The organism is Desulfuromonas sp. DDH964, from assembly GCF_001611275.1.
Taxonomy (GTDB): Bacteria; Desulfobacterota; Desulfuromonadia; order Desulfuromonadales; family DDH964; genus DDH964.
The window spans coordinates 2,378,543-2,402,272 of record NZ_CP015080.1; the positions used below are offsets into that span (position 1 = coordinate 2,378,543).

Sequence of the window (23,730 nt, forward strand, 5' to 3'; positions counted from 1 at the left end):
CGGGACAAGCGCCGCAACGGTCTTCCGGTTGGGGAAGACGGTCGGGAATCTCCCGGCCGCAGAAACCACAGATCATGAAAGGACTCCGGTGAAAAGCAGGGCCTGGTTGAGAAGCCAGCCGCAACCAAAGGCGACGGCAGTGACGAAGACAAAGATGCCGGTCGCCGTTGGCCAGCCCCGCTCCTTTTTCATCATCAGGAACTGGGCGATACAGGGGACAAAGAGGGTCAGGGTGACCGCGGCTACCGTCAGCTGCACCACGCTGAGGACGCCGTTGGCCTGCATGTCGTAGAGCCCGGCGGCGCCGAAATCGCGCCGGAAGAAGCCGAGGACGAAGACCGCTGCGGTGTCGGGTGGCAGCCCCAGGGCGAGCATCGCCGGCCGCAGCAGGGTAATCAGTCCGCCAAGGGCGCCGCTGAGCTTGCCGGCCCAGAGCAGCACCGAGGCGAAGATGAAGAGGGGGAAAATTTCGAGCAGGTACCACTGCATCCGGGTCAGGGTCTTGACCAGGACGTTGCGTGGCTGCGGCAGGCGCAGCGGCGGAATCTCCATGTAGAACATCGGCAGCTCGCCGGGCGTCACCCGGGCGGCGAGAAAGCCGATGACGAGAAAGATGGCGGCAACGCACAAGGTCCAGACCAGGAGGGCGCCGGGGGCGCCGGAGAGGAGCCCGAGAATGACGCCGAGCTGGGCGCTGCAGGGGATCGCCAGGGCAAGCAGGACGGTGGCGATCAACCGCTCGCGGACCGTCTCCAGGGTGCGCGTGACCATGGTCGCCATGGTGTCGCAGCCAAAACCGAGGACGATCGGGATTACCGCCCGGCCGTTGAGGCCGATCTGCTTGAAAATCCGGTCGACCAGCATCGCCAGGCGCGGGAAATAGCCGGTATCCTCGATCACCGAAAAGGCGAGAAAGAAGGTCCCGACAATCGGCAGGATGATGGCGACCGCGTAGCGGATGCCGAGGGTAAAGATGCCGTACTCGCCGGTGATCAGTTCGCGCAGCCAGTACCAGGGAAGGAAGCGATCGGAGAGGGCGATCGCCCAGGGATTAAGCCATTCTTCGAAGAGGTGCCCTTCGAGCAGGTCGACCACCGTCCCGGCGCCGAAGTTGCCGACGAACTGGTAGAGCCCGAAGTAAAGCACCAGCAGCAGCAGCGGAAAGCCGCTCCAGGGATTCATCGTCCAGCCCGACAGCCGTTCGCTGAAGGGGGTGCGGGCGCCGGAATCCTGGCTGACCACGCCGTCGAGAACCCCCTTGCAGACCCGTTTGCGCTCTAAGCTGATGCGCAGATGCAAGTCGACGCGGCGTTCGAAAGCGACCGCCCGCACCGCCGTCTCGACGGCAGCAAACCCTTCCCCTTCCGCCGTCCGGACCAGCTCCAGCACCTCCTCGTCCTTCTGCATCAAGAGCAGCGCGATGGCGCGGCGATCGAGGGGGTAGTCGCTGGCGAGGGTGGTGGCAATCCGCAGGATATCGCGCTCAAGGTCACTGGCATAGGCGAAGGTGGGGCGGCGCGTGCTGTCGAATGCGGCGATGGCGGCGCGGATTTCCTTCAGCCCCCGCTTGCGGGCGGTGGCGGCGCCGATCACCGGAATGCCGAGTTTTTCCTGCAGCAGCGCGGTATCGATCTGCATGCCGATGCGCTCCGCCTCGTCGAGGATATTCACCACCAGCAGCACCGGTAGCCGGCCCTCGATCAGCTGCAGCGTCATCGGCAGCATCCGTTCGAGGTTGCGGGCGTCGATAACGTGAACAATGATGTGGCCGGTTTCGGCAAGGAGAATCTGCCGCGCCACCCGCTCCTCTTCGGTAATCGGCAGCAGGGCGTACATCCCCGGGGTGTCGAGCACCTCGTAGCGGGTGCCGTCGATTTCGCAGTGGCCACGGGAGACCTCCACCGAGGTCCCGGGGTAGTTGGAGACGGTGGTGTAGGCCCCGGTCAGGGCATTGAAGAGCACACTCTTCCCTACGTTGGGGTTGCCGACCAGGACGATTTTGGGGTGATTCGAATCAGCGGGAGGGGTCTGCATCAATAACAGCTTTCACACCTAAGATGGATATTCATTTTCACTACGGGGTGAAACCGGGATCACCCTTGCGCACACTTGCCGCAACGCCCGTAAAGTTCGAGGCGATGGTTTTCGATGACGAAGCCGTGCTGTGCGGCCACCTTGGCCTGCAGCTCCTCGATACGGGGATCCTCGAATTCGATGATCGCGCCGCAACCGAGGCAGATCAGATGATCGTGGTGTTCTTCGCCACTGCGTGACTCGTAGCGGGTCTGGCCGTCACCGAAATTGCGCTCTTCGGCAATCCCGCATTCGGAAAAGAGCTTGAGGGCGCGATGAACCGTCGCGTAACCGATCCCCGGGTGTTTTTTTCGCAACCGCAGGTAGAGCTCTTCCGTCGAAGGGTGCGAAGCGCAGCGCAGGAACTCGTCGAGGATAACCTCCCGCTGCCGGGTCGACTTCAATCCCTTGGCGGCAAGATAGTCGCGAAACAGGGCTTTGCCGGGCATGGCTCTCTCCAAAATTGAAAATCGTTTTCAACCATAAAGAAGCGCGCTGCCGCTGTCAAGCCGAAAACGCGCTGCGCCTTCAGCCGGCCAGGGGCAACCAGCGATAGAGGTAGCCGGAGAGCTTGCCGAAATAACCGAAGAAGAGCATCACCCCCACCACCATCAGCAAAACCCCGGTCAGAATCTCCATGATGCGGATATGTTTCCGGAAGCGGTTGAAAAATCCGAGGAAGCCATGGAAGAGCAGCCCGGAGATGAGAAACGGAATTCCCAGCCCCACCGAGTAGCAGGAGAGGAGCAGAATTCCGCGGCCGGCGCCGCCGCTGGTGCCGGCGACCATGGCGAGAATCCCGCCGAGAATCGGCCCGATGCAGGGAGTCCAGCCGGCGGCAAAGGCGATGCCGACCACCAGCGTTCCGATGAACCCGCTCGGCTTGGTCTGGATATGAACCCGTTTTTCCCCGAGGAGAACCCCGAAATGAAAGAGACCGCTCATATGGACGCCAAACAGGAAAATCAGCAAACCGCCGACCCGCTGCACCCAGACCAGCCCTTCGCGCAGGTGGCTCTGAAAGGAGGCGGAGGCGAGGCCGGCAAGGGCCCCGAGGGAGATGAAGACCAGGGAAAACCCGAGAATAAAGGTCAGCGAATGGAGCAGCACCACGACCCGCACCTTGGCGGTCGGGTGGGCTTCCTGCAGTTGCTGGAAGGAGAGTCCGGTAATGTAGGTAAGGTAGGAAGGGATCAGGGGCAATACGCAAGGGGAAAAGAACGAGAGAACCCCGGCGGAGAGCGCAATCCAGACCGTCACATCGGCATTAGCGGTCACATCCTCACCCGTTGATCAGGAATTTGATCAGGTTGAGGACCTTGGGACCGGTCCAGTCGATGGCGCCGATAACGTGATCGGCGATAATCCCGTCGCGGCGGATGATAAAGGTCTCCGGAAAGGCATAAACCCCGTATTGTTGCTGCACCGCGGTCTCGCCGTCGAGCAGGACCGGAAAGGAGTGGGGCGATTCCTGGAGATACTCCTGGACGATATCGAGGGCGTCCTCCTCGGCGTTGATGGCGAGGAGCACGAAATCGTCATTCGAAAGCATGGCGCTCAGCTTCTCCATCGACGGCATCTCCGCCCGGCACGGCGGACACCAGGTCGCCCAGAAGTTGACCAGCACCACCTTGCCGCGCAACTCCGACAGGGTGTAGCTGCGCCCCTTGACATCCTTGAGGGTGAAGTCGGGGGCGAGCTGCCCGACCCGCGGCGGACCGGCCTTTGAGGTGCCGGCGGCGACCAGGTTGGCGGAGAGGGAGAAAAAAAGGAGCAGCAAGAGCGGTACTATTTTGCAGACAGGACGAAACATCGGGAAGGTTTCCTTTCAGAAGGGTAGGCCCATTTCTACCCGTCAGCGGGGGAAATGTCAAGACGGAGGCCACCCCGGCGGCGCAGCCTGCCGGTACGGCTCAGTGACCCGATTCCGCCCAGTGCGCCTCGATGTGGTCCATCTCCTCCTCGGAGAAGCCAAAATAGTGGGCCAGCTCGTGCAGCAGGGTTTCGCGGATCACCCGCAGCAGTCCTTCGCCGCTTTCACGGGCATATTCCTCGATCGCCCGCTGGTAGAGGACGATGACATCCGGCAGCCCCGGCAGCTGGTCGAAACCGCGTTCATCGAGGGGGAGCCCGCGGTAAAACCCGAGGAGATCGCGGGGGTCCTCGAAACCGACCTCGGCCAGGGTCTCCACATCGGCCCAGTCCTCGACCTGGAGACTGAGATTGTCGACCCGCTCCAGAAATTCCCCGGGAATGGCGGCCCAGCTCCGCTCGACCAGGGCGATGAAGTCCTGGCGGTTCATTCGCCGATCCCCTGCCCGCGGGCGACCCGAAAGACCGAGCTGAAATGCGCCACCTCGCGACCGTCCTCAGCGACGACCCGGGCCTCGCCGAAAAAACTGCGCCCCTCGGGACCGCGTACCCTGGCATGGGCCACCACCCGCCCGGACGCTACCGGGGCGAGAAATCGGGTCGTCAGTTCGGTGGTGGCAAAGATCGTCCCGGCCGGCAGCCGGGACTTGATCGCCATGGCCACGGCGGTATCGGCGAGGGCAGTGAGCGCCCCGCCATGCAGCACGCCGCCCCCCTGGGCGAGGCGAACGACGAAGGGGAGGCTCAGCACTGCGGCCCCCTCCCCCACCGATTCGATGGTCATGCCGAGCAGGTCCTCGAAGGGGGCGGTATCGATCCATCCCTCCAGCTCGAACTGTGGCGATCCCGGCTGCCGCGGAAGGGTACCGTCGACCAGCATGCGTGCCATGGCTGACTCCAGTCAAGACGCCGGTGGCGTCGAAGATGAGGGTTCCCGGTCAGGGGAGATCGATGTAGGCGCCGCGGTCCCCCCGGCCGAAGAGGAAGCTCTGCGGCAGTTCGCCAAGATGGGCTTCGAAGTAGGCCCCGAACTCCCTGGCGCCGCTAAAGCGCTGACCCCCGACTTCCGCCACCACATCCCCGACCTGAAGGCCGGCCTGCTGGGCCGGACTGCCGGCGGTGACGGCGGCAATCACCAGACCACGGGAACCTTCCCGGACCCGGAAACCGAAAATTCGCTCGACATAGCGCAAGCCATATTCTGGCGGCAGCGGAGCGAGAACGACCGTCACCTCCTGCTCCTGGTCGCCGCGCAGCAACCGCAAGCGCAGCTGATCTTCGGGCGTGTAACTGGAGAGGAGTTGCAGCATCTCGGCGGGCGACTCGACCTCGAGACCGTCGATGCCAAGAATGACGTCGGCCAGCTCCACCCCGGCCTTGGCGGCCGGCGAACCCGGGTCGACCTCGGTCACCAGTACCCCGCCAGCGCCGCGACTGCGGGTCAGGGCCACATTGACCGATCCTGGCAGCAGGCCGAGCCAGACCGGGCGGCGCTGGCCATGTTTTATCAGGTCTCCGGCGACGCGCCGGGCGAGATCGATCGGGATCGAGAAGCCGATCCCCTGGGCCTGGCGGGCAATGGCGGTGTTGATGCCGATCAGCTCGCCGTTGATGTTGAGCAGCGGGCCACCGGAGTTCCCCGGGTTGATCAGCGCATCGGTCTGGATGAAATGACCGACGACGCCGTCGTCCATCGGCAACCGCCGGGAGGCGGCGCTGACGACACCAGTGGTCACCGAATGGCCGAGTCCGAGAGGGTTGCCGATGGCAATCACCGTCTCGCCGAGGAGGAGGTCGTCGGAGCGGCCCGGGGCCAGAAAAGGAAAATCCCCCTCCCCCTGGATGCGGACCACCGCCAGGTCGAGGCGCTCATCGCTCCCAACCAGTTCCCCGGCCAGTTCCCGGGTCTGTCCCGGCACTGCGACGAAGATCTTCGACGCCTGTTCGATCACGTGGGCATTGGTCAGGACGTAACCGCGCCGATCGACGATCACCCCCGAGCCGAGGGACTGGGTCTTGTAGACCTGGGGCGCGGCGAAGCTGCGAAAGAACTCGTCGAAGATCGAATCGCCGAACCCGAAAACCGGCGCGCGCCGGCGCTTGACGATCTGTTCGGTGCGGATGTTGACCACGGCCGGGCCGGCCTTCTCGATCGCCGCCACCACCGGACTGCGCCGGTCGGCGGCCGGCAGAGAGGCGGGCCACAGGGTAACGAGCAGCACCAGCAGGGTGAAGATACCTTTCATGACGGACGGGTGCCTTCCTTTCCAGCGACGTCAGCGGTCGCCGTCGCTGCCTCCGCGCCGTCATCCGACAGTCGCGGGATGGCATATTTTTCCATCCGGTAAACCAGGGTGTGCCGCGGTATCCGCAAAAAGGCGGCGGCCCGGGTCTGGTTGCCGCCACAACGCCGCAGCGCTTCGACTACCACCTCTTTCTCCAGTGCTTCGAGGCTGTAGCCCCCCTCCGGCAGGGTAACGACCCCGCCGGAGGGGGAAAGGGGCGTACGAGTGATCTTCTCCGGCAGATCCGCCACCTCCACCACTCCCCCCTGCCGCAGGACCAGCGCATGCTGCACCGCGTTTTCGAGTTCGCGCACGTTGCCGGGCCAGGGATAGGCAGTGAGCGCCTGCAGGGCGGCCGGGGCAAAGTCACCGCCGCCGTACTTGCCGGCAAAGTGCCGGACCAGCAGCGGGATATCTTCCCGCCGCGCCCGCAGCGGCGGCAGGCGCAACGGCACCACCGCCAGCCGGTAATAGAGATCCTCCCGGAAGCGCCCCTGCGCCAGTGCCTGGTCGAGGTTCTGGTTGGTGGCGGCGACCAGGCGCACATCGACCTTGCCGGGGAGACCGCCGACCGGTTCAATCTCCCGTTCCTGCAAGGCCCGCAGCAACTTCGGCTGCATCTCGCTCGGCAGTTCGGCGACCTCGTCGAGGAAGAGAGTGCCGCCATCGGCCTGGGCAAACTTGCCGCGGCGATCGCGGATGGCGCCGGTAAAGGCCCCCTTGACGTGGCCGAAGAGTTCGCTCTCGAGCAGGTCGGCGGGAATCGCCGCGCAGTTGACCGCGACGAAGGGACCGTCGCGCCGGTCGCTCTGCTGGTGAATCGCCCGCGCGATCAGCTCCTTGCCGGTCCCGCTCTCCCCCTCAAGGAGGACCGACGCCTCACTGGCGGCAACCCGACGCACCCGTTCGAAGACCTCCCGCATGACATCGGAGTTGCCGACCACCAGGCTAAAGTCCTCGCGGGTCGCGAGGGCATCGCGCAGGCGCCGGTTCTCCTTTTGCAGGTCGAGGAAACTCCAGGCCCGCTCCAGGACGAGGCGCAGCTCATCGCGGGAGAAGGGTTTGGTGAGGAAATCGTAGGCCCCCTGCTTCATCGCCGCGACCGCTTTCTCCACGGTGCCATAGGCGGTAATCATTACGACGACCGCGCTCGGGTCGAGCTCCCGCACCGCGGCCAGAAGCTCCATCCCCGACATCCCCGGCATCTGGATATCGGTCACCACCACCGCAGGCCGTTCCTGGCGGAAGAGGGCCAGGCCCGCTTCGCCGTCGGCCGCCAGCAATACCCGCCACCCTGCCTGATCGAGAGTAAATTCCATCACCCGACGCAGGGAATCGTCGTCATCGATCAACAGTACGCTTCTCGTCCCAACTTCAATCATTCGCGGTTCCATTTCATTTCAGCCCGTTGCCAGAGCCGGGAAAGTCAGGGTGAAGAGGGTTCCGACGCCGGGCTGGCTCGCAACCTCGATCCGGCCGCCGTGCCCCTGCACGATGCGGTGGGTAATCGCCAGCCCCAGCCCGGTCCCTTCGCTGCGGGTGGTGAAGAAGGGGTTGAAAATCCGGCTCAGGTTGGCGGCGGGAATGCCGCCGCCACTGTCGCGGAACTCGATCGAAACCGTCTCCCCGTCGCTGCGCGAGGCGATCTGCAGGGTACCGCCATCGGGCATCGCCTGCAAGGCATTGAGGATCAGGTTGAGAAAGGCCTGCCGCAGCTGTTCACTGTCGGCCTGGACCAGCGGAATCGATCCTGGCGCAAAGTCGACTGCGACACCACCGCTGCGGGTCGGCTGCCGGGTCAGCAGCAGCAGCTCCTGCAGCAGCTGGTTGAGATCGACGGGACTGCGGCCGGTCTCGCCGGGGCGAGCGAATTCGAGAAAATCCTGCACCACCCGGTTGAGGCGATCGACCTCCCGGATCAGGATGGCGGCAAACTCGCTGCGCGGATCATCGACCGCCATGCCGTCGCGCAGAATCTCGGCGGTGCCGCGAATCGAGCCGAGGGGGTTGCGGATTTCGTGGGCCATCCCTGCGGAGAGTTCGCCGAGGGCGGAGAGGCGATCGGCGCGGCGCAGCTGTTCCTCGATCTCGAGGATCTGGTCGGCCTGCTGACGCAGCTTGGCGTAATTCTCCTCGAGAATCCGGGCCGCCTGCTGGTAGCGCTCCTTCTGCAGTCGCTCGCGCTGGGAAAGAAGACCGGTCAGGCCGCCGATCACGTTGTAGAGGAGGATTTCCAGGTACTGCTCGACCTCGGTCAGCGGATGATGCCCCCACTGCAGCACCACGTGCGGGAGGTAGAGGAGGGAGACCGCCAGCGCCACCCCGATGCCGCCGCGCAGCCCGAACCAGAGCCCGCCAAGTACGATGGGGAGATAGTAGAGCCGCCGATAGATATCGTGGAACTGGGCATACTGAATGGTCGTCAGGTAGTGCAGGGCGGTGATCCCTGCTACCAGAACGAACAGGATGGCAATCCGCGAGCGGTCGATTCGATGCATACCTGCGATTGTGAAGTGCGGCCAGGCAGCCGTCAAGGGGGAAGCGACTTCGAGAATAATCTTGAAGAGGATTTCCTCCCCGGGGTATCCTCCCGGAACGCCATCCAAAGCGAGGTCCTCCCCCGGTGCTCTTTTTCGACATCCTCAATATCGTCCTGCCGGTCTTCCTGGTCATCGGCCTCGGCTACCTGCTGCGTCGGCTCGCGCTGATCGACGCCGGTTTCCTGCTGCAGACCAACCGCCTCGTCTACTACATCTGTCTGCCGCTCCTCCTCTTCTACAAGATCGGCAGCGCCGACTTTTTTGCCAACTTCAACCCCACCCTGGTCCTCGGTTCCGCCGCCGGAATCGGCGCCGGTTTCCTGGTCAGCTACGGCTGGGGGGCGCTGCGCCACTATCCGCCGCCGGCGCACGGCGCCTTCAGCCAGGGCTCCTTTCGTGGCAACCTCGCCTACATGGGCCTCGCCATCGTCTTCAATGCCTACGGCGAAAACGGCCTGACCCGGGCCGGCATCCTCATGGGCTTTCTCGTCCCGGTCCTCAATTTCCTCGCCATCCTCGCCCTGCTCCTCCCCCAGCGCGACAGGAAAACCGGCCGCGGCTACGGCTTCTGGGGCCGCCAGATCCTCCTCAATCCGTTGATCATCGCCTCCTTCGCCGGCATCGCCTGGAGCTTTCTCAAGCTCCCCTTCCCCGCCGTCCTCGACCGCAGCCTGCATATCGCCACCGGCATGACCCTCCCCCTCGCCCTGATCGCCATCGGCGGCTCCTTTTCCCTCGAAAAGCTGCGCGGCGACCTGGTGCGGGCGGCCTTTGCCACCGGCATCAAGCTGCTCTGGCTCCCCCTCGGCACCGCCCTGCTCCTGGTCGGTCTCGGCGTCTCCGGCATCGACCTGGCGATCGGCGTGCTGATGGCGGGAACCCCTGCGGCGACGGCAACCTACATCATGGCCCACCAGCTCAAGAGCGATGCCGAACTCGCGGCCTCCATCGTCATGCTTTCAACCCTCCTCTCCGCCGGCACCTACACCATCGCCCTGCTGATCCTGCGGACCCTCGGGCTGTGAATTCCCCGGCAGTCTCGATCCTGCTGACAGTCCGCAACGAGGAAGAGTTCCTGCCGGCCGCCCTCGCCTCCCTGCAACGCCAAACCTTTACCGACTGGGAGCTGGTCGCCGTCGACGACGGCTCGACCGACCGCACCCCGCAACTTCTCGCGGCCGCCGCTCTCGATCCCCGGGTGCGCCTCCTGACCCTGCCGCCGCAAGGGCTGGTGAGCGCCCTCAATAGCGGCCTGGCCGCCTGCCGGGCGCCCTTGGTGGCGCGCATGGACGGGGACGATGTCTGCCACCCCCAGCGCCTCGCCCGGCAGTGGCGCTACCTGCAGAATCATCCTGAGTGCCTGCTGGTAGCGAGCCGGGTGCGCCACTTTCCCCGGCCGCGGCTGGCGGGTGGCATGCGTGACTACGAGCGTTGGCAGAACAGCCTTCTCGACGATGCCGCCATCCGCCGCGACCTTTACGTCGAGTCCCCCTTTGCCCACCCCAGCGTCATGTTCCGGACCGGGCAGGTCCTGGCCGCCGGCGGCTACCGCGATCTCGGCTGGGCCGAGGATTATGACCTCTGGTTGCGCCTGGCGCGCCGGCCGGGAACCTTCGCCCGATTACCGGAGCCGCTTCTTTTCTGGCGCGACCGGGATCGCCGCCTGACCCGCACCAGTCCCGCCTGCAGTCCGGCAGCATTTCGCGCCTGCAAGATTCATCACCTGCGTCAGACCTTTCTCGCCGGGGCGACCCAGGTAACCTTATGGGGGGCCGGCACAGAGGGGAAGGCCTGGCGCAAGTCTCTGGCAGAGGCAGGGATCGCTGTAAGCGGCTGGGTCGAGGTCGACCGCCGCAAGATCGGCCAGGTCATTCACAAGGCGCCGGTTGTGGCTGTCGATGCCCTGCAGGCGGGCGGGGCGAGGATTCTGGTGACGATCGGCGCCAGGGGCGCCAGGGAGCAGGTCCGTGAATGGTCCAGGCAGCGCGGCCTGGTGGAGGGGCGGGATTTTCTATGCGTGACCTGAAACCGGGGGGTCGACCTACTCGTGGAGCAGGCTGACCAGCCATTCACCGAGCAGGTAGGCAGTCAGGAAGAAGGGGAGCCAGCGGAGAATCCGTTCGCGCATGACCATGGTCTCCGGTGCGGCAGGGGTTGCAGGAACGCCTCTAGGTGCGCTCCTGCAGTTCGCTGAGCAGAGAACGATAGAGGGGCTCCCCACTGGTAAAACGCAGGATGCGCACCCCCATCCCTCCCTTGAGACGACGCAGCAGGTTGGGCGGAACCTTTTTCGCCCACATCACCCTTCCGACCAGGTGGATGACCTCGCCGCCGGGAGAGGTAAGCTCCAGCTTGAGAACCGAATTGGGATTCTGCACCACTGCCGATTTGATGAAAATCCCGGTATCGGAAATGTCCTCGGTGAAGCCGAAGCGGCCCGCCTCGTCCACTCCGAACTTTATCTGCAGGCGCTTGCGGTGCCGCCTGATATTGCGCTTGTCACTGGCCATGCCAGCCTCCAACATTGAATGAATTCATGAAATAAGCGTAGAACCAGTGCCTTGTACCATTTCACGATAAAAATAACAATGGTCAAAACGGGTAGTTACCGACGGCTAGCCAAGCAGGGTTCCCCAGCGACTGCGCACGGCTTCTTCAGACCGCGCCCTGCAGCTTTGCCTTGCGCTCCTTGAGGGCGGCGGCGTGGCGCTCTTCCTCCCCGGCCAGCCAGGCAAAGGCCTGGCGCCCGTCGGCGCTGCGGGCCTGGCTGGCGGCGAGGTTGAAATAGGCGGCAAACTTCTCTTCGGCCTCGATCGCCAGGTCAAAGGCCTGCAGGTCGGAATCACCACTTCCCAGCATCGCCTCAAGACGTTCCGGGGCGGGGAAGATGCTCTCCTCGGCAAACCGTTTCAGGTAGGGGAGGAAGAGTTCCTCGTCCTCCCAGAACTGACCCTCCTGGAACTGCGGCACCATTCGCTCCAGGGTACGCAGGTGCTGCACTTCGTCCTGGGCGAGCCAGGAAAAGATCTCCCGCGCCAGCTCGCTGCGGGCCTTATTGGTCATGGCGCTGTAGAAGCGGTGGCCATTCTTCTCGATTTCCATGGCGGCGCGAATCACCTCGAAACCGCTGTAGTCTTCCATTCCTGCCATCTTGCCGGGCTCCCTTTCATAAAAAAGATCGTTCTTTGTACTGCATGGAGAGCGCCCCTGTCAATTTTTGAACAGGCCGCGGATGCTCTCTTCGAGGAGCTTCTTCTGGTCAGTGCCGCCGGCCGGCTCCCCCTTCTCCTTGGGCCCGAGCTTGTCGATCAGCTTCTGCTCCAGTTTCTGCTGCAGCTTTTCCCCGGCCTGGCGCGTCGCTGCGCGGGCGTCGATCTCGAAGTGCGGCTTGTCGATATTGCCGCTCAGTTTCAGGGGCAACTGCCCCCAGCCGTCAGCATCCTTGAAATAGGAGCTGACCTTTCCGCGCTGGTCGAGCTTGGCGGTCAGTTCCGGCGCGACCCGGGTATCGAGCACGACATTGAGGCTGCCGTCCAGCCCGACCGACCCCTGCGGCGACAACCGGAGCTGACCCCCACTGAAGCGGCTGTCGAACTTCACCTTCCCCGCCTCGATACGGAAGTTGCCGTCCCACTGCTGGAAGGTCAGACGCTGCAGCTCGTCGAGGCCGAGGACCGTGGCCAGCCCCCGGGCCAGTTCACCGCCGTCGAGGCGTCCATTGCGGAGCGTGACCTCGCCGTTGCCGGAGAGCTCGCGGCGGATGGTCGCCGGCAGGGTCCCGTTACCGGCCAGGTCAGTGACCAGGGCAATGGTTCCCGACAGCTTGCCGTTGGCCTCGGGTTGCAGGGCGCCCACCAGCGGCTCGAGCTCGATATCGGTCAGCACCAGGTGGGTGCGGTAGGCGAACCCGGGGCGACCGAGGTCGATGCGGGCGGTGTCGGTGAAATTCCCCCCGGCGAGGTTGCCGCGCAGGCTGTCGATCTGCAGGATGTTCTTCACCAGCGTCCCGTGCAGGAAAAGATCCTGACACTCCAGTCCCTGGTAGATCGTTTTCTTTACTGTCATGGTGACGTCCGCCGTAAGCGGCAGATCGAGGGGGCCCGCTTCGGTTGCCGGTGGAGACGGCGGCGCATCCGCGGCCGGGGTATCCGGGGGCGGGTTGCCGGCGGCAACCAGTGGATCGAGCAGCAGGCGGTCGGCGCTCACTTTCAAGCTCACCACCAGCGGGCGGGCGAAGAGGTTCGCCACCTTGAGGTCGAGATCGGCCCGATTGTCGCCGGCAACCAGCTGCAGCCCCTGGCTGGAGAGGGCGCCCCCCTTGAGGGCGAAACTGCCATTGAGCGCCGGGCGCAGACCGGCCAGGCTCGCCTGCACCGCGCTCAGGCGCAGGCTCCCTTCCTGCAAGAGAGCCTCGGGGTGATCGGTGGTTCCGGCGAGATGGGCCTGCAGATCGAGCTTTCCGGCCGGATCGAGTCCGTCCGTCGCGGCGACCAGCCCGGGCGGGAGGGCGTCGAGGGCCTGTCGCAGGTCGAGGGCCGGCAGGGCCAGCTGGAGATCGACCCGGGGGGTGGTCCCGTAGTCGGCGACGCTGCCGCTCAGCTCTGCCGCGATACCGTTGAAGGTGAAATGCCCCTTGTCGATTGCCAGCTGCTGCCGGGTCGGGTCGAGCCTGATCGCATAGTCGAGACCGAGGCGGGCCTGGCGCAGCGGCGCATCCGGCAGCGCATCGAGGGTGAGGTCGAGGTTGGCGAGGGTCAGCTCTCCCCTGGATGTGAGCTGGCTGGCATCACCGGCCAGGGTCAGGTCGGTGCTGACCTTGAGCGCGCCGAGCGTGCCGGGGATGTGGCCGCGCAGATAGGGGGCAAAGCCGGTCACGTCGAGATCGGTGAGGCGCACATGGGCGTTCCCCTTGCGGGCCCCTAGGTCGGCGTCACCGCTGATTTCGAGCTGGGCATCGTTGATCCGTGCCTGCAGTTCGAAGGGGAAAGACCGGGTCAGGGAGACATCCTGCAGCTCCAGGCCGATGGCGGAGAACTTCAACCGGTAGGGGGCCTTGGCGTCGACTCGGTAATCGAGGAAGACCACCTCCCCCCCTTCGATGGCGACCCGGGAGATGCTTAGGTCAATAGGGGTTCCCGATCCTGGCGACGCTGGCGCTGCTGGCGTTTCCGAACCTGCAGGTGGCGCGGCGACCAGGTCGTCGAAGTTGAAACGGCCATCGGCCAGCCGCACGATGCGGATTTTCGGTCCGACCAGGCGCGCCTCGTCGATGACGACCTGACCCCGCAACAGGGGCCAGAAGCGATAGCGCAGCACCACCTTGTCGGCGGCGACAAAGCTTTCACGGCCATCGGGTTCGCCGATTTCCAGGTTGGCCACCTGCACCCCGGAGAAGAGCCCGATGTTGATCTCACCGAGGGCGACCGGCCGCTGCAGCGCCTTTTCCGCCAGCGGCACCAGGGTGGCCCGAACCCGTTCCGGCGTCACCAGCAGCTTGACCAGCACAAATCCGGCGATCAGCAAAGCGACCACCACGACGGCGACGATCGCCAGCCAGCGTCCAATCCGTTTCATTCCTACCTCCCAAGAACCTGCTCCACCCAGAGGCGGAGCGCTAGATTTCCTGCAGGGGATCGGCGACCCCGGCCAGGTTGAGGACGACTCGCCATTCGCTTTCACGCACCGGCTGCACCGAGAGCCGGCTCCCCTTGCGCAGCAGCTCCATTCCGGCCAGTGCCGGATGCCGGCGCAGGTCGTCGCGGGTCAGCGGCTGCGGCAGGGGCCGCAGGGCGCGGACATCGACCAGAAACCAGATCGGGTTGTCGACGCTGGCCCGGGGGTCGAAGTGTTCCGCCCGCGGATCGAGGGCGGTGGCATCGGGGTACCCCCTGCTCGCGACAACAGCAAGCCCGACGATCGCTGGCGCCGGGATATTGCTGTGGTAAAATAGGATCCCGTCACCGGGCTGCAACTCGTCGCGCAGCAGGTTGCGGGCCTGGTAATTGCGGACCCCGTCCCAGGAACTGGTGCTCTCCGGCGCCCCCTGCAGATCGGCAAAGGAGAAACAACCCGGCTCCGACTTCAGCAGCCAGTAGCGGCACATGACAGCCTTCATCTGCCTGGGTCCTGAAATTTTTTCATTTGTTGTTTCCCTTTTTGATCAAAGTCAAAGCCGCTTCCAGAATTTACCGCTAGGGTAGCGCCACCTGCAGCAGATTTACCTGCGTGCAGGAATTATAACAGTTGCCGCGGCAAGTTTTCCCTGCACCGTACCACTTGTCAAGGAATCCTTCCCGCTGCCGGCTCTCCCCGAAACCACGACCTATCAACCAACCACAAGGAGGACACCAATGGAGAACATGTTCTGTTTCCAATGTGAGCAAGCCGCTCAGGGTACGGGCTGCACCAAGATCGGCGTCTGCGGCAAGCAACCCGAGGTCGCCGCCCTGCAGGACCTGCTGGTCTACACCCTGAAGGGGATCGCCTTCTGGGCCGACAAGGCCCGCGCCGCCGGCAAGAAGGACGCCGAGATCGACCGTTTCATGATCGAAGGGCTCTTCACCACCGTCACCAACGTCGACTTCGACGCTGAAGATATCGCCAAGACCCTGCGCAAGGCCGGCACCCTGCTCGGGAAAGCCAAGGCCCTTGCCGGCCCCGTCGCCGGGTCCATCCCCGCCGCCGCCAGTTTCCAGCCGGCTGGTTCGACCGCTGAGCTGATCGCCCAGGGCGCCGCCCACGGCGTCAAGAGCGACAGCATCGACCCCGACGTCAAGTCGGTCCAGGAGATCGTGGTATACGGCATGAAAGGGTACGCCGCCTATGCCGACCATGCCCTGATCCTCGGCCGCGAGAATGACGAAATCTACGCCTTCACCCACAAGGCCCTCGCCGCCACCCTCGACCCGAGTCTCGGGCTGATGGACTTCGTCGGCCTCGCCATGGAGTGCGGCCGCATCAACCTGGTCACCATGGAGCTGCTCAGCACCGCCCACACCGACACTTACGGCCATCCGGTGCCGACACAGGTACAACTCGGCACCAGGGCCGGCAAGGCGATCCTCGTTTCCGGCCACGACCTGAAGATGCTCGAAGAACTCCTCAAGCAGACCGAAGGCAAAGGGATCAACATCTATACCCACGGCGAGATGCTCCCCGCCCACGGCTACCCCGGCCTGAAAAAATACGCCCATCTCGCCGGCAACTTCGGCGGCGCCTGGCAGGACCAGGCCAAGGAATTCCCTGCCTTCCCCGGCGCCATCATCTTCAACACCAACTGCATCCAGCGCCCGGCCGAGGCCTACAAGGACCGCCTCTTCACCTGGGGGCTGGTGCAGTGGCCCGACGTCAAGCACGTTGAGGGCTGGGACTTCTCCGCCGTCATCAAGAAGGCCCAGGAATGTGAAGGTTTTGCCGACAATCCCGGCCAGGAGATCCTCACCGGCTTCGGCCACAACGCCGTCCTCGGCGTCGCCGACAAGGTGATCGCCGCGGTCAAGGCGGGCCAGATCAAGCATTTCTTCCTCGTCGGCGGCTGCGACGGCGCCAAGTCGGGACGTAACTACTACACCGAGTTCGCCGAGAAGGCGCCGAAGGATACTGTCATCCTCACCCTCGCCTGCGGCAAGTACCGTTTCAACACCATGGACCTCGGCGACATCGGCGGCATCCCGCGCCTGCTCGACGTCGGCCAGTGCAACGATGCCTACAGCGCGATCCAGATCGCGGTCGCTCTCGCCGGCGCCTTTGAGTGCGAGGTCAACGACCTGCCGCTGTCGATGATCCTCTCCTGGTATGAGCAGAAGGCGGTGGCGATCCTGTTGACCCTGCTCCATCTCGGCATCAAGAACATCAAGATCGGCCCGTCGCTGCCGGCCTTCGTCACGCCCAACGTCCTCAATTTCCTGGTCGAGAACTTCAATATCGGCCCGATCGGCACTGCCGAAGGCGATCTCAAGCAGATCCTCGGCTGATCGATCACCAGGCTGTCCAGCGGCAAAAAGCCGGGCCCATTTCGGGCCCGGCTTTTTGCGTGGCAGAACCGGCGGCAGGGGTACGCTCCCTTCCTCTCCCGGTCGCGGTTGCACTATTTACCCGGAGCGGAGGTGACATCCTCTGCGGCTCCCCCTTGACTATTGACCAGCTGGTTGAACTCGAAGGGTCCGCTCTTTTCGCCGAAGTAGAGAGAGCGGTGCGGGAAGGGGATTTCGATGCGGTTTTCATCGAAGGCGAACTTGACCCGGCGCAGGAACTCGCGGCCGACCTCCCATTGGCGGATCGGCTTGGTCTTGATGCGCCCCTTGATGATGACGGCGGAGTCGGCGAACTTGTCCACGCCGAAAATCTCCGGCGCTTCCAACATCAGGGGACCGAAGTACTCATCCCCCCGCATCCCCTCCCCGACCTGCTGCATGATCGCGATGACGCGATCGGTATTCTCCTTGTAGGCGACCCCGATCTCGAAGACGCTGGCCGACCATTCATTGGTCAGGTTGCTGAGGGTATTGATGGTGCCGTTGGGGAAGATATGCACCACGCCGCCGAGATCGCGCAGCACGGTGGTGCGGAAGTTGATCTTCTCCACCAGTCCGCCGGTGCCGTTGATAATCGCCACATCGCCGACGCGGATCTGGTTTTCCAGGATGATAAAGAAGCCGGCGATGATATCGCGCACCAGGTTCTGGCCGCCGAAGCCGACCGCAAGACCGACGATCCCCGCGCTGGCGATGATCGGACCGATCTCGACGCCGAATTCCTTGAGGACCACCAGGCCGACCGTCAGCCACAGCATGAGCAGGGCGCCCTGCCGGATCAGGCGGACAATGGTTTCGATCCGTTTTTCCGATTCGCTGGGCGGCTCCTCCCCGGCCGCGCTCTTTTCGAGCAACCGCCTTTCAAAGCTCTTGATAAACTGCTGCAACACCTTGGTGGCAATCCAGGCTGCCACCAGAATGAGAGTGACGCGCAGCCCGGTCTTAATGATGGCATCCCAGCTGAACGAGGCAAAATAGTTCTCAATTACATCCATGCCTTCTCCCTTGATAGAGGTAGATTTTGTCAACGCACCCAATGTAACGCACCGCGCCAGCGAGGTCAAAACAGACCGCTGGAGCGATATCTCCTTTGCACACTCCCCCCTTTTTGCTTCCCGGGCCCGGCATGGTAAGGTTTAACTGTCGAGCAAAATTCAGCTGGAAACTGACCCACCAGGAGACCTTGCCATGGCCGAACCGATTCACACCTCGCGCATCACTATCACCCGCGACCGCGGCCCGATCCGCATCGCCCGCATCGAGGGCTTCAAGGACCCGGTCTATTACGGGATTCACGGCGGCATCCAGAAGTTCTACCAGGTCGATCCGGTCGAGGAGCACGCCGCCACCCTCGACCACATCGTCGGCGCCGTCGCGGCCTGAATGATGGGAACCTTCGCCAGCGTGCTGGCGACCAGAAAGATCAGGAGTCATACCGACCGCTTCCGGGCCGAAATCGAGGGGGATATCGAGGATGTCAACGGCGTCCTCAAGATCACCGTCATCCGGGTTCACTACACCCTGAAATTGAAGGCGGAAGAAGAAGCCGATGCCCGCTGGGCACTGGCGAACTACATCGAAAAATGCCCGGGGGCGATGAGCGTGACCGGGTGCATCCGCATCGATCACAGGCTGACCACCGTGGTGGAGTGAAAAGAGGGAGGATTAAGCGATGACCGCCGCACCCGTCGTCGAGGTTTTCTTCGACTACATCTGACCCTGGTGCTACCTCGGTACCGTGCGTACCGACCGATTGCAGCGCGAATGCGGGGTCGAACTGCGCTGGAGCGTCTTTCCCCTGCACCCGGAGACGCCGCCCGAGGGGACGGAACTGGCCGACCTTTTCGGACGCAGTGCGGCCGAGATCAGGGCGCTGCAGGAGCGCCTGCAAGGGCTGGCCCGGGACGAGGGGCTGAGCATCGTCCCCCGCAGTCGCACCGTCAACAGCCGCCGCGCTCAGGAGTTGGGGAAATGGGCAGAAGGAAAGGGCCTGGGCGAAGGCTACCGGATGGCCACCTTCGCCGCCTACTTCAGCGCAGGGCGCGACATCAGCCAGGAAGAGGAATTGCTGACAATCATCGCCAACCTTGGCCTTGACCCGGTCGAGGCGAAGGCGGTTCTCGCCGGCGGGCTTTTCGCCGCGGCGGTCGATACTGACTGGGAACGGGCCCGCACCTTGGGCGTACGCGCAGTACCGACCCACCTCTGCCAGGAGCGGCGGCTGGTCGGCTTTTCCCAATATGAGGATTTTTTGGCCCTGGTCGGCCAAAGCTGAACCAGGAGGCCGCATGATCGACCCGCCGACTATTCCCCGTCCCGCCGGGCAATCTTTCACCCCAATGGACTGGCCGGCCTTTCACGCCGAACTCCTCAACGAGGTGCGGGGGGAATTTAGCAGCGGGACCGGTGATCAGGAAAAGATAGCGGCGGCGATGGCCATGCACGCCAAAACCGAGGCGATCCTGCCGACCCTGCGCCAGGAAGCATCTCTGGTCGCCTGCGGGCCCGGCTGCGGCCATTGCTGCATCGTCAACGTCGCGGTGCTGGAACCCGAAGCGCTGCTGGTGGCCCGGGAGGTGAACAGGCTCCCTCCGCAGCAGCGAGCAAAGGTGCGGGAACGACTACGGAAGCTCGATTGGGAGACCGCCGGCATGACCGATGAAGAACGCCTGGTGATGCAGCGCCCCTGCGCGTTCCTGGATGCGGCGGGGAACTGCTCGATTCACCCGGTGCGCCCCCTGCTCTGCCGCAAGCTGACCTCCACCAGCGCGGAAGACTGCGAGCAGGCCAGAGTCCGGGCGGTCTTTGGCGAGACATTGTCACTGACGGCCGACCTGTGTCACGGCCAGGTCTATGAAAGCGCTTTCACCGCCCTGGCCGAAGGGTTGCGTGAAGCCGGCTGCGATGATCGCAGCCGGCGGCTCAGCGCCTCGGTGCTGGGACTGCTGGAGAGCAACAGGCTCACCCCTTCCGGTCAATTTCCTGACCGCCCCACGATGCCCGCATAACAGTCCGTTCCCGGAGGCAACCGTCAATGCGCTCCCGTGCGGATCAGGTCCGCCAGATCGGCCGCAGGCAGATAACGCCGGCAGATCGCTGCAAAGGTGCCATCCCCTTTCATGGCGTCCAGGGTCGCCTGCCACGCCGCCACCTCGGCGGCGGGGGTCCCGCGGGAGAAAGCGATGTAGAAATCGGTCCGGGTGACGGTGAAGACCGGTTCCAGATCCTCCATGCGGTAGCCGGCCTCCCGAACGATCTCCGCAACGGTGAGGTCCGTGAAGATGGATAACCGCACCCTCCCCTCCATCAGTTGCCGGACACTTTCGGCCGGCTCCGGCGAACTGACCAGATTGGCAAACCCCTCCTCCTTCAGATACTGCTCGGTGAACCAGTTGCTGGTGGTAGCGATGGCGTCCAACGCCCGGGCATCCGCCAGATTCTTCACCTCGACATGGGAGCCCTTTTTGGCATAGAAGACAGCACTGTTGCGGCCGACCGGACCGACCCACTGGAACAGTTTTTCCCGTTGCGGGGTGCGCTCGGTGCTGAACAGCACCACGTTCGGCTGGTGCAGGGCGAGATCATAGGCGTTCTTCCAGGAGGTGACGCGGATGTCAGCGGGGAGACTGCGGCGCGCTGCAATCTCCCGGACCATGTCGGTGACCAGCCCACCCGCCTTACCGTTCTTCAGGAAGGTGACGGGCGGATAATGCTCGGTCATCAGTTGGAGGATGCCGGGAGGCGCCTCGGCAGGGAGCCAGCGGGCGTAAATCTTCCCGAAGGTGCCGTCCCGTTTCATCTCATCCAGCGCCTGCTGCCAGCGTTTCACCTGCTGCTCCGGGGTCGCCCTGGAAAAGGCCAGGTAGGTCAGGTCCGTGGACAGGTTGAAGACGCTCTTCACGTCACCCGGGTTCGCCCCGATTTTTTCCAGGACCGCCGGCAGTGCAGTGTTGTTGCCGACCACCAACTGCACCTTCCCGGCCAGCAGCTTCTCCAGTGCCTCCTTTTCGCTGTCACAACTCTCCAGGTTGGCGAAACCGGCCTGTTTCAGAAGCTGTTCGCTGTAGTAGCCGGCGACCGTGGCGATCCGGTGGGCTCCTTTCGCCGCCTCCAGGGTGAGGATTTCTATCTCGGACCCGCGGGGGGCATAGAGATTGGTCTCCAGGATACCGATCGGCCCGACCCACTGAAACTGTTCCTTACGCTCCGGAGTCATGGCGGTGGAGAAGAGCGCCGTATCGGGTTCTTCCCGCACCAACCGGTACCCTTCCCGCCAGGGGACCAGGCGGATTTCTGCCGTAGTCGCGGTCCGGCGCAGCAACTCCCGGACCACCTCCGTAGCCAGGCCGGTCACCTGGCCGTCCGCCGCGAAACTGAGCGGGGGATAGGCCTCGGTAAAAATCCGCAGGGCGGCGTTCGCCGGAGGCAGGGGTACGAATGCGGAGAGCAACAAAAAAAAGAACGCGCACAGGGCCAGTCTGGTCATCTAATCCTCCGATACGATGTTCATCCCGCTGTTCCCAACAGGCGACGCCAGCGGGAAAGGTATAGGGTTCTCTCCTCACGGAGTGGATGGGGTACCGCCCCTTCAGCCTGCGGAGCGAATTTGCTCCAAATATAAAACAGCACTCAACACCGAAACGGGTTGAGTGCTGGCAACGGTTCCAGGCACCTGCATCGGATCTCCCTCGTCGGAAACCTGGCGATCCGGGTCCCGCAGGATGCGGTACCGAGGACCCATGGCTTTGCGTCGCCGGATTTCTCCGGGTTTGCCATTATCGGAGGTTTGATCGCTAATCTTTCATGAAGTAAACATCATCTTCTAGGCTTGTCAAGGATGGCCTGCGGGGTGGACGCGCGGTACATGGCACTGCTGAAGGCAGTGGCCGATGGTGTTGCGATGCAGCCTGCCCCGCGCATCGTGGTGGGCATGGGGCCTAACGGTGATAATAAGCGGCGGCAACGCGACCTTGCGTGACCAACCACAATTTAGGTTTTGTTTTTCGAGAAGCACCCTGCCATTTTCCGTCCGCTTGATGGCATGGTTATGCCTTGTTCTTAAGCCAAAACAGTAATTTATCTAAAAATTCGTCTGGACCATTGAAGGCCTTCCAAAGACCATAAGGTTCAAGTTCATCCTTTTCGCCATTCAGAATGAACTGAGACCTATCTCGAACGAAAGTGAATGAAAAGCTTCCATCAGAAAACTCGGCCAAAAAATTATTGAATGCCCTCGGTTCCTCAGTGTAATTCGTGAGTTCAAAACCGAGGATTTTCAATTTCTCGGCCATTTTCGAAACTACATAAAAGTATCTTTTTTCAGTCATATTCATTCTTGAGGCATAACGGTAGTGATAACCGGCTGCGGCGGGACGGAACAATTCAGTAGAAACCGTTTCGATAAACGCCCCTGTATCATCAGTCCGGTTAATTATTTTGATACTAGTGCAGGCCCCCTCCATAGATACCGGACCATCCGGTATCCTTTGAGAAACAAGAAACCCTCTCAAAGAAAGGAGCCTGCACCATGAAATTCTACACGAAACAGCACCAATTCTATTGCGGCGTCGATCTGCATGCAGACGCCATGTACGTCTGCATCCTTGATGCGACCGGCGAGGTGGTGGTTCATCAGAACATCCCGACCAAACCGAAAAACTTCCTGCGACTGATCAAACCCTACCGCTCCGGCATCGTGGTCGGCTGCGAGTGCATGTTTACCTGGTACTGGCTGGCCGATCTGTGCACCGAGCAGGAGATTGACTTCGTCCTCGGTCATGCCCTCTACATGAAGGCAATTCACGGCGGCAAGGCCAAGAACGATCGCATCGATTCCCACAAGATCGCCGTACTGCTGCGCGGCGGTTCTTTTCCGCTGGCCTATACCTACCCCAAGCCGATGCGGGCGACGAGGGACTTGCTGCGCCGCCGCAATCATCTCGCCCGCAAACGGGGCGAACTCTTCGCCCACATCCAGAACACCGCCACCCAGTACAACCTCCCCGAGCCGCTGGGACGTATCGCCAAACCGAGCGAGCGCGGTGATCTGCTCAAAAAGTTTCCCGATTCGGTGGTACGTCGCATGGTCGAGGTCGACCTGCTCACCATCGAACATTACGAACAGCTGCTGGATCGACTGGAGCGGGAACTGGAGCGCATCGCCACCGGTCATGATCCGATCAACCTGGCGCTGCTCAAATCGATTCCCGGGGTCGGCAAGATCCTCGGCATGGTGATGCTCTACGAGATCGAGGACATCGCCCGCTTCCCCCGCGAGCAGGACTTTGCCTCCTATTGCCGGCTGGTCAAGCCGGGCAAGGAATCGAACGGCAAGCATTATGGCCATTCGGGCAAGAAGATCGGCAACGCCCATCTGCGCTGGGCTTTTGGCGAGGCCGTGGTGCTGATGCTCAAAGGGAACAAGCCGGCTCAAACCATGCTGCAACGCCTGGCCAGCAAGCACGGCAAGGGGAAAGCCCTGGCCATCCTGGCCCATCGTCTCGGTCGTGCCGTCTATTACATGCTCAAAAATCAGGTGCCCTTCGACCAGGACAGGTTCCTGCGCAAGGCCGCCTGACGCGGAGGGGGCGGATCAGCCAGACCGTCTAACTGGAGGCAACCACAGCGGCGAGATAAGCTCGGCGGCCATAAGCAAGCGCAGACTTCTGGGCCAACAGCCCGACTTGGGCCGCATCATCCGCCAACTTCCGCCAGCCGGTTTGTTTTGATTGGAGGTCCGCCCCGCTCCAACAGCTTGCGCGATGGTCCAAAGGGCCCGCGCCGGATTCTGCCCCTTCCCCGATCCCGCACCTAACTGCGGCCATCGGCACCAAGATGGACCTCGCTATTTTGATTGGGACGGCATGAGGGCACGAGCGTGATTCCAGGCGGCAGGGAGAACCAGGTCGACAAAGACCGGCCCCTGCA

The 23,730-nt window shown here is 63.3% G+C and carries 23 protein-coding genes, 1 pseudogene and 1 riboswitch; of the genes and pseudogenes, 8 read left to right on the forward strand and 16 right to left on the reverse strand.

Annotated elements, in window-relative coordinates; all coding sequences use genetic code 11:
• Positions 1–72: 72 nt before the first annotated feature.
• From feoB to DBW_RS10970, 9 genes are all read right to left on the reverse strand, one after another.
• Entirely contained in the window at positions 73–2,034 is a 1,962-nt protein-coding gene (gene feoB / locus DBW_RS10930; protein WP_066727566.1) for a ferrous iron transport protein B, read from the reverse strand.
• 59 nt (positions 2,035–2,093) lie between these two features.
• The gene (locus DBW_RS10935) at positions 2,094–2,522 is read right to left on the reverse strand and encodes a Fur family transcriptional regulator (protein WP_157471871.1); all 429 of its coding nucleotides are present in this window, start codon (positions 2,520–2,522) and stop codon (positions 2,094–2,096) included.
• A 79-nt stretch (positions 2,523–2,601) separates the two neighbouring features.
• Positions 2,602–3,351: a cytochrome c biogenesis CcdA family protein gene (locus tag DBW_RS10940; RefSeq protein WP_066727568.1), complete on the reverse strand. Its 750-nt coding sequence runs from the start codon at positions 3,349–3,351 to the stop codon at positions 2,602–2,604.
• Between the two features lie 4 nt (positions 3,352–3,355).
• A complete protein-coding gene (locus DBW_RS10945) occupies positions 3,356–3,886 on the reverse strand; it encodes a TlpA disulfide reductase family protein (protein ID WP_066727569.1) in 531 nt (176 codons plus the stop codon).
• Positions 3,887–3,986: 100 nt separating this feature from the next.
• On the reverse strand, positions 3,987–4,376 hold the full coding sequence (locus DBW_RS10950; protein ID WP_066727570.1) for a metallopeptidase family protein: 390 nt from the start codon (positions 4,374–4,376) through the stop codon (positions 3,987–3,989).
• The gene (locus DBW_RS10955) at positions 4,373–4,834 is read right to left on the reverse strand and encodes a PaaI family thioesterase (RefSeq protein ID WP_066727571.1); all 462 of its coding nucleotides are present in this window, start codon (positions 4,832–4,834) and stop codon (positions 4,373–4,375) included. Before DBW_RS10955 ends, DBW_RS10950 begins: the two co-directional genes overlap by 4 nt.
• 49 nt (positions 4,835–4,883) lie before the next feature.
• On the reverse strand, positions 4,884–6,191 hold the full coding sequence (locus tag DBW_RS10960; RefSeq protein WP_066727572.1) for a trypsin-like peptidase domain-containing protein: 1,308 nt from the start codon (positions 6,189–6,191) through the stop codon (positions 4,884–4,886).
• The gene (locus DBW_RS10965) at positions 6,188–7,612 is read right to left on the reverse strand and encodes a sigma-54-dependent transcriptional regulator (RefSeq protein WP_082820307.1); all 1,425 of its coding nucleotides are present in this window, start codon (positions 7,610–7,612) and stop codon (positions 6,188–6,190) included. The genes DBW_RS10960 and DBW_RS10965 overlap by 4 nt, the downstream gene beginning before the upstream one ends.
• Before the next feature lie 18 nt (positions 7,613–7,630).
• A complete protein-coding gene (locus tag DBW_RS10970) occupies positions 7,631–8,728 on the reverse strand; it encodes a two-component system sensor histidine kinase NtrB (RefSeq protein ID WP_066729801.1) in 1,098 nt (365 codons plus the stop codon).
• A gap of 125 nt (positions 8,729–8,853) precedes the next feature.
• Between DBW_RS10970 and DBW_RS10975 the strand changes: the two genes are divergently transcribed.
• Both DBW_RS10975 and DBW_RS10980 read left to right on the forward strand, forming a co-directional pair.
• Positions 8,854–9,795: an AEC family transporter gene (locus tag DBW_RS10975; protein WP_066727573.1), complete on the forward strand. Its 942-nt coding sequence runs from the start codon at positions 8,854–8,856 to the stop codon at positions 9,793–9,795.
• The gene (locus tag DBW_RS10980; protein WP_066727574.1) at positions 9,792–10,796 is read left to right on the forward strand and encodes a glycosyltransferase family 2 protein; all 1,005 of its coding nucleotides are present in this window, start codon (positions 9,792–9,794) and stop codon (positions 10,794–10,796) included. Before DBW_RS10975 ends, DBW_RS10980 begins: the two co-directional genes overlap by 4 nt.
• Before the next feature lie 142 nt (positions 10,797–10,938).
• Here DBW_RS10980 and DBW_RS10985 read toward each other — a convergent pair whose 3' ends face one another.
• The 4 genes from DBW_RS10985 to DBW_RS11000 form a co-directional block, all read right to left on the reverse strand.
• The gene (locus DBW_RS10985; RefSeq protein ID WP_066727575.1) at positions 10,939–11,280 is read right to left on the reverse strand and encodes a PilZ domain-containing protein; all 342 of its coding nucleotides are present in this window, start codon (positions 11,278–11,280) and stop codon (positions 10,939–10,941) included.
• Between the two features lie 145 nt (positions 11,281–11,425).
• Entirely contained in the window at positions 11,426–11,920 is a 495-nt protein-coding gene (locus tag DBW_RS10990) for a ferritin-like domain-containing protein (RefSeq protein WP_066727576.1), read from the reverse strand.
• A 60-nt stretch (positions 11,921–11,980) separates the two neighbouring features.
• Positions 11,981–14,344 carry a DUF748 domain-containing protein gene (locus DBW_RS10995; protein ID WP_066727577.1) on the reverse strand — a complete coding sequence of 788 codons (2,364 nt, stop codon included), beginning with the start codon at positions 14,342–14,344 and terminating at the stop codon, positions 11,981–11,983.
• A 40-nt stretch (positions 14,345–14,384) separates the two neighbouring features.
• Complete coding sequence (locus DBW_RS11000) at positions 14,385–14,885, reverse strand: EVE domain-containing protein (RefSeq protein WP_066727578.1); 501 nt, start codon at positions 14,883–14,885, stop codon at positions 14,385–14,387.
• A 244-nt stretch (positions 14,886–15,129) separates the two neighbouring features.
• Here DBW_RS11000 and hcp point away from each other — a divergent pair, with 244 nt between their 5' ends.
• Positions 15,130–16,743: a hydroxylamine reductase gene (gene hcp, locus DBW_RS11005; RefSeq protein ID WP_082820482.1), complete on the forward strand. Its 1,614-nt coding sequence runs from the start codon at positions 15,130–15,132 to the stop codon at positions 16,741–16,743.
• Between the two features lie 113 nt (positions 16,744–16,856).
• Here the strand turns inward: hcp and DBW_RS11010 are convergent, their stop codons facing one another.
• Positions 16,857–17,798 carry a mechanosensitive ion channel family protein gene (locus DBW_RS11010; RefSeq protein WP_066727580.1) on the reverse strand — a complete coding sequence of 314 codons (942 nt, stop codon included), beginning with the start codon at positions 17,796–17,798 and terminating at the stop codon, positions 16,857–16,859.
• 193 nt (positions 17,799–17,991) lie between these two features.
• Between DBW_RS11010 and DBW_RS11015 the strand changes: the two genes are divergently transcribed.
• The 4 genes and pseudogenes from DBW_RS11015 to DBW_RS11030 all read left to right on the forward strand — a co-directional run bounded on the left by DBW_RS11015 (position 17,992) and on the right by DBW_RS11030 (position 19,811).
• Positions 17,992–18,186 (forward strand): hypothetical protein, encoded by a 195-nt coding sequence (locus DBW_RS11015; protein WP_066727581.1) that lies wholly within the window; start codon positions 17,992–17,994, stop codon positions 18,184–18,186.
• On the forward strand, positions 18,187–18,456 hold the full coding sequence (locus tag DBW_RS11020) for an OsmC family protein (RefSeq protein ID WP_066727582.1): 270 nt from the start codon (positions 18,187–18,189) through the stop codon (positions 18,454–18,456).
• Positions 18,457–18,532: 76 nt separating this feature from the next.
• A pseudogene (locus DBW_RS11025) lies at positions 18,533–19,078 on the forward strand (DsbA family oxidoreductase); the annotation flags it as partial.
• A 13-nt stretch (positions 19,079–19,091) separates the two neighbouring features.
• Complete coding sequence (locus DBW_RS11030; RefSeq protein ID WP_066727584.1) at positions 19,092–19,811, forward strand: YkgJ family cysteine cluster protein; 720 nt, start codon at positions 19,092–19,094, stop codon at positions 19,809–19,811.
• A 23-nt stretch (positions 19,812–19,834) separates the two neighbouring features.
• Here the strand turns inward: DBW_RS11030 and DBW_RS11035 are convergent, their stop codons facing one another.
• Both DBW_RS11035 and DBW_RS11040 read right to left on the reverse strand, forming a co-directional pair.
• A complete protein-coding gene (locus tag DBW_RS11035) occupies positions 19,835–21,289 on the reverse strand; it encodes a substrate-binding periplasmic protein (protein WP_066727585.1) in 1,455 nt (484 codons plus the stop codon).
• Between the two features lie 204 nt (positions 21,290–21,493).
• Positions 21,494–21,587: riboswitch (cyclic di-GMP riboswitch) on the reverse strand.
• A gap of 261 nt (positions 21,588–21,848) precedes the next feature.
• Positions 21,849–22,265 (reverse strand): hypothetical protein, encoded by a 417-nt coding sequence (locus tag DBW_RS11040; protein WP_066727586.1) that lies wholly within the window; start codon positions 22,263–22,265, stop codon positions 21,849–21,851.
• 65 nt (positions 22,266–22,330) lie between these two features.
• Here DBW_RS11040 and DBW_RS11045 point away from each other — a divergent pair, with 65 nt between their 5' ends.
• Positions 22,331–23,380: an IS110 family transposase gene (locus DBW_RS11045; RefSeq protein ID WP_066723639.1), complete on the forward strand. Its 1,050-nt coding sequence runs from the start codon at positions 22,331–22,333 to the stop codon at positions 23,378–23,380.
• Positions 23,381–23,730 lie beyond the last annotated feature (350 nt).

Coding starts and splice junctions, on each gene's coding strand:
- feoB (WP_066727566.1), bottom strand. CDS start 2,034: ATGCAGACCCCTCCCGCTGATTCGAATCACCCCAAAATCGTCCTGGTC.
- DBW_RS10935 (WP_157471871.1), bottom strand. CDS start 2,522: ATGCCCGGCAAAGCCCTGTTTCGCGACTATCTTGCCGCCAAGGGATTG.
- DBW_RS10945 (WP_066727569.1), bottom strand. CDS start 3,886: ATGTTTCGTCCTGTCTGCAAAATAGTACCGCTCTTGCTGCTCCTTTTT.
- DBW_RS10950 (WP_066727570.1), bottom strand. CDS start 4,376: ATGAACCGCCAGGACTTCATCGCCCTGGTCGAGCGGAGCTGGGCCGCC.
- DBW_RS10955 (WP_066727571.1), bottom strand. CDS start 4,834: ATGGCACGCATGCTGGTCGACGGTACCCTTCCGCGGCAGCCGGGATCG.
- DBW_RS10960 (WP_066727572.1), bottom strand. CDS start 6,191: ATGAAAGGTATCTTCACCCTGCTGGTGCTGCTCGTTACCCTGTGGCCC.
- DBW_RS10965 (WP_082820307.1), bottom strand. CDS start 7,612: ATGATTGAAGTTGGGACGAGAAGCGTACTGTTGATCGATGACGACGAT.
- DBW_RS10970 (WP_066729801.1), bottom strand. CDS start 8,728: ATGCATCGAATCGACCGCTCGCGGATTGCCATCCTGTTCGTTCTGGTA.
- DBW_RS10985 (WP_066727575.1), bottom strand. CDS start 11,280: ATGGCCAGTGACAAGCGCAATATCAGGCGGCACCGCAAGCGCCTGCAG.
- DBW_RS10990 (WP_066727576.1), bottom strand. CDS start 11,920: ATGGCAGGAATGGAAGACTACAGCGGTTTCGAGGTGATTCGCGCCGCC.
- DBW_RS10995 (WP_066727577.1), bottom strand. CDS start 14,344: ATGAAACGGATTGGACGCTGGCTGGCGATCGTCGCCGTCGTGGTGGTC.
- DBW_RS11000 (WP_066727578.1), bottom strand. CDS start 14,885: ATGAAGGCTGTCATGTGCCGCTACTGGCTGCTGAAGTCGGAGCCGGGT.
- hcp (WP_082820482.1), top strand. CDS start 15,130: ATGTTCTGTTTCCAATGTGAGCAAGCCGCTCAGGGTACGGGCTGCACC.
- DBW_RS11010 (WP_066727580.1), bottom strand. CDS start 17,798: ATGGATGTAATTGAGAACTATTTTGCCTCGTTCAGCTGGGATGCCATC.
- DBW_RS11015 (WP_066727581.1), top strand. CDS start 17,992: ATGGCCGAACCGATTCACACCTCGCGCATCACTATCACCCGCGACCGC.
- DBW_RS11020 (WP_066727582.1), top strand. CDS start 18,187: ATGATGGGAACCTTCGCCAGCGTGCTGGCGACCAGAAAGATCAGGAGT.
- DBW_RS11030 (WP_066727584.1), top strand. CDS start 19,092: ATGATCGACCCGCCGACTATTCCCCGTCCCGCCGGGCAATCTTTCACC.
- DBW_RS11035 (WP_066727585.1), bottom strand. CDS start 21,289: ATGACCAGACTGGCCCTGTGCGCGTTCTTTTTTTTGTTGCTCTCCGCA.
- DBW_RS11040 (WP_066727586.1), bottom strand. CDS start 22,265: ATGGAGGGGGCCTGCACTAGTATCAAAATAATTAACCGGACTGATGAT.
- DBW_RS11045 (WP_066723639.1), top strand. CDS start 22,331: ATGAAATTCTACACGAAACAGCACCAATTCTATTGCGGCGTCGATCTG.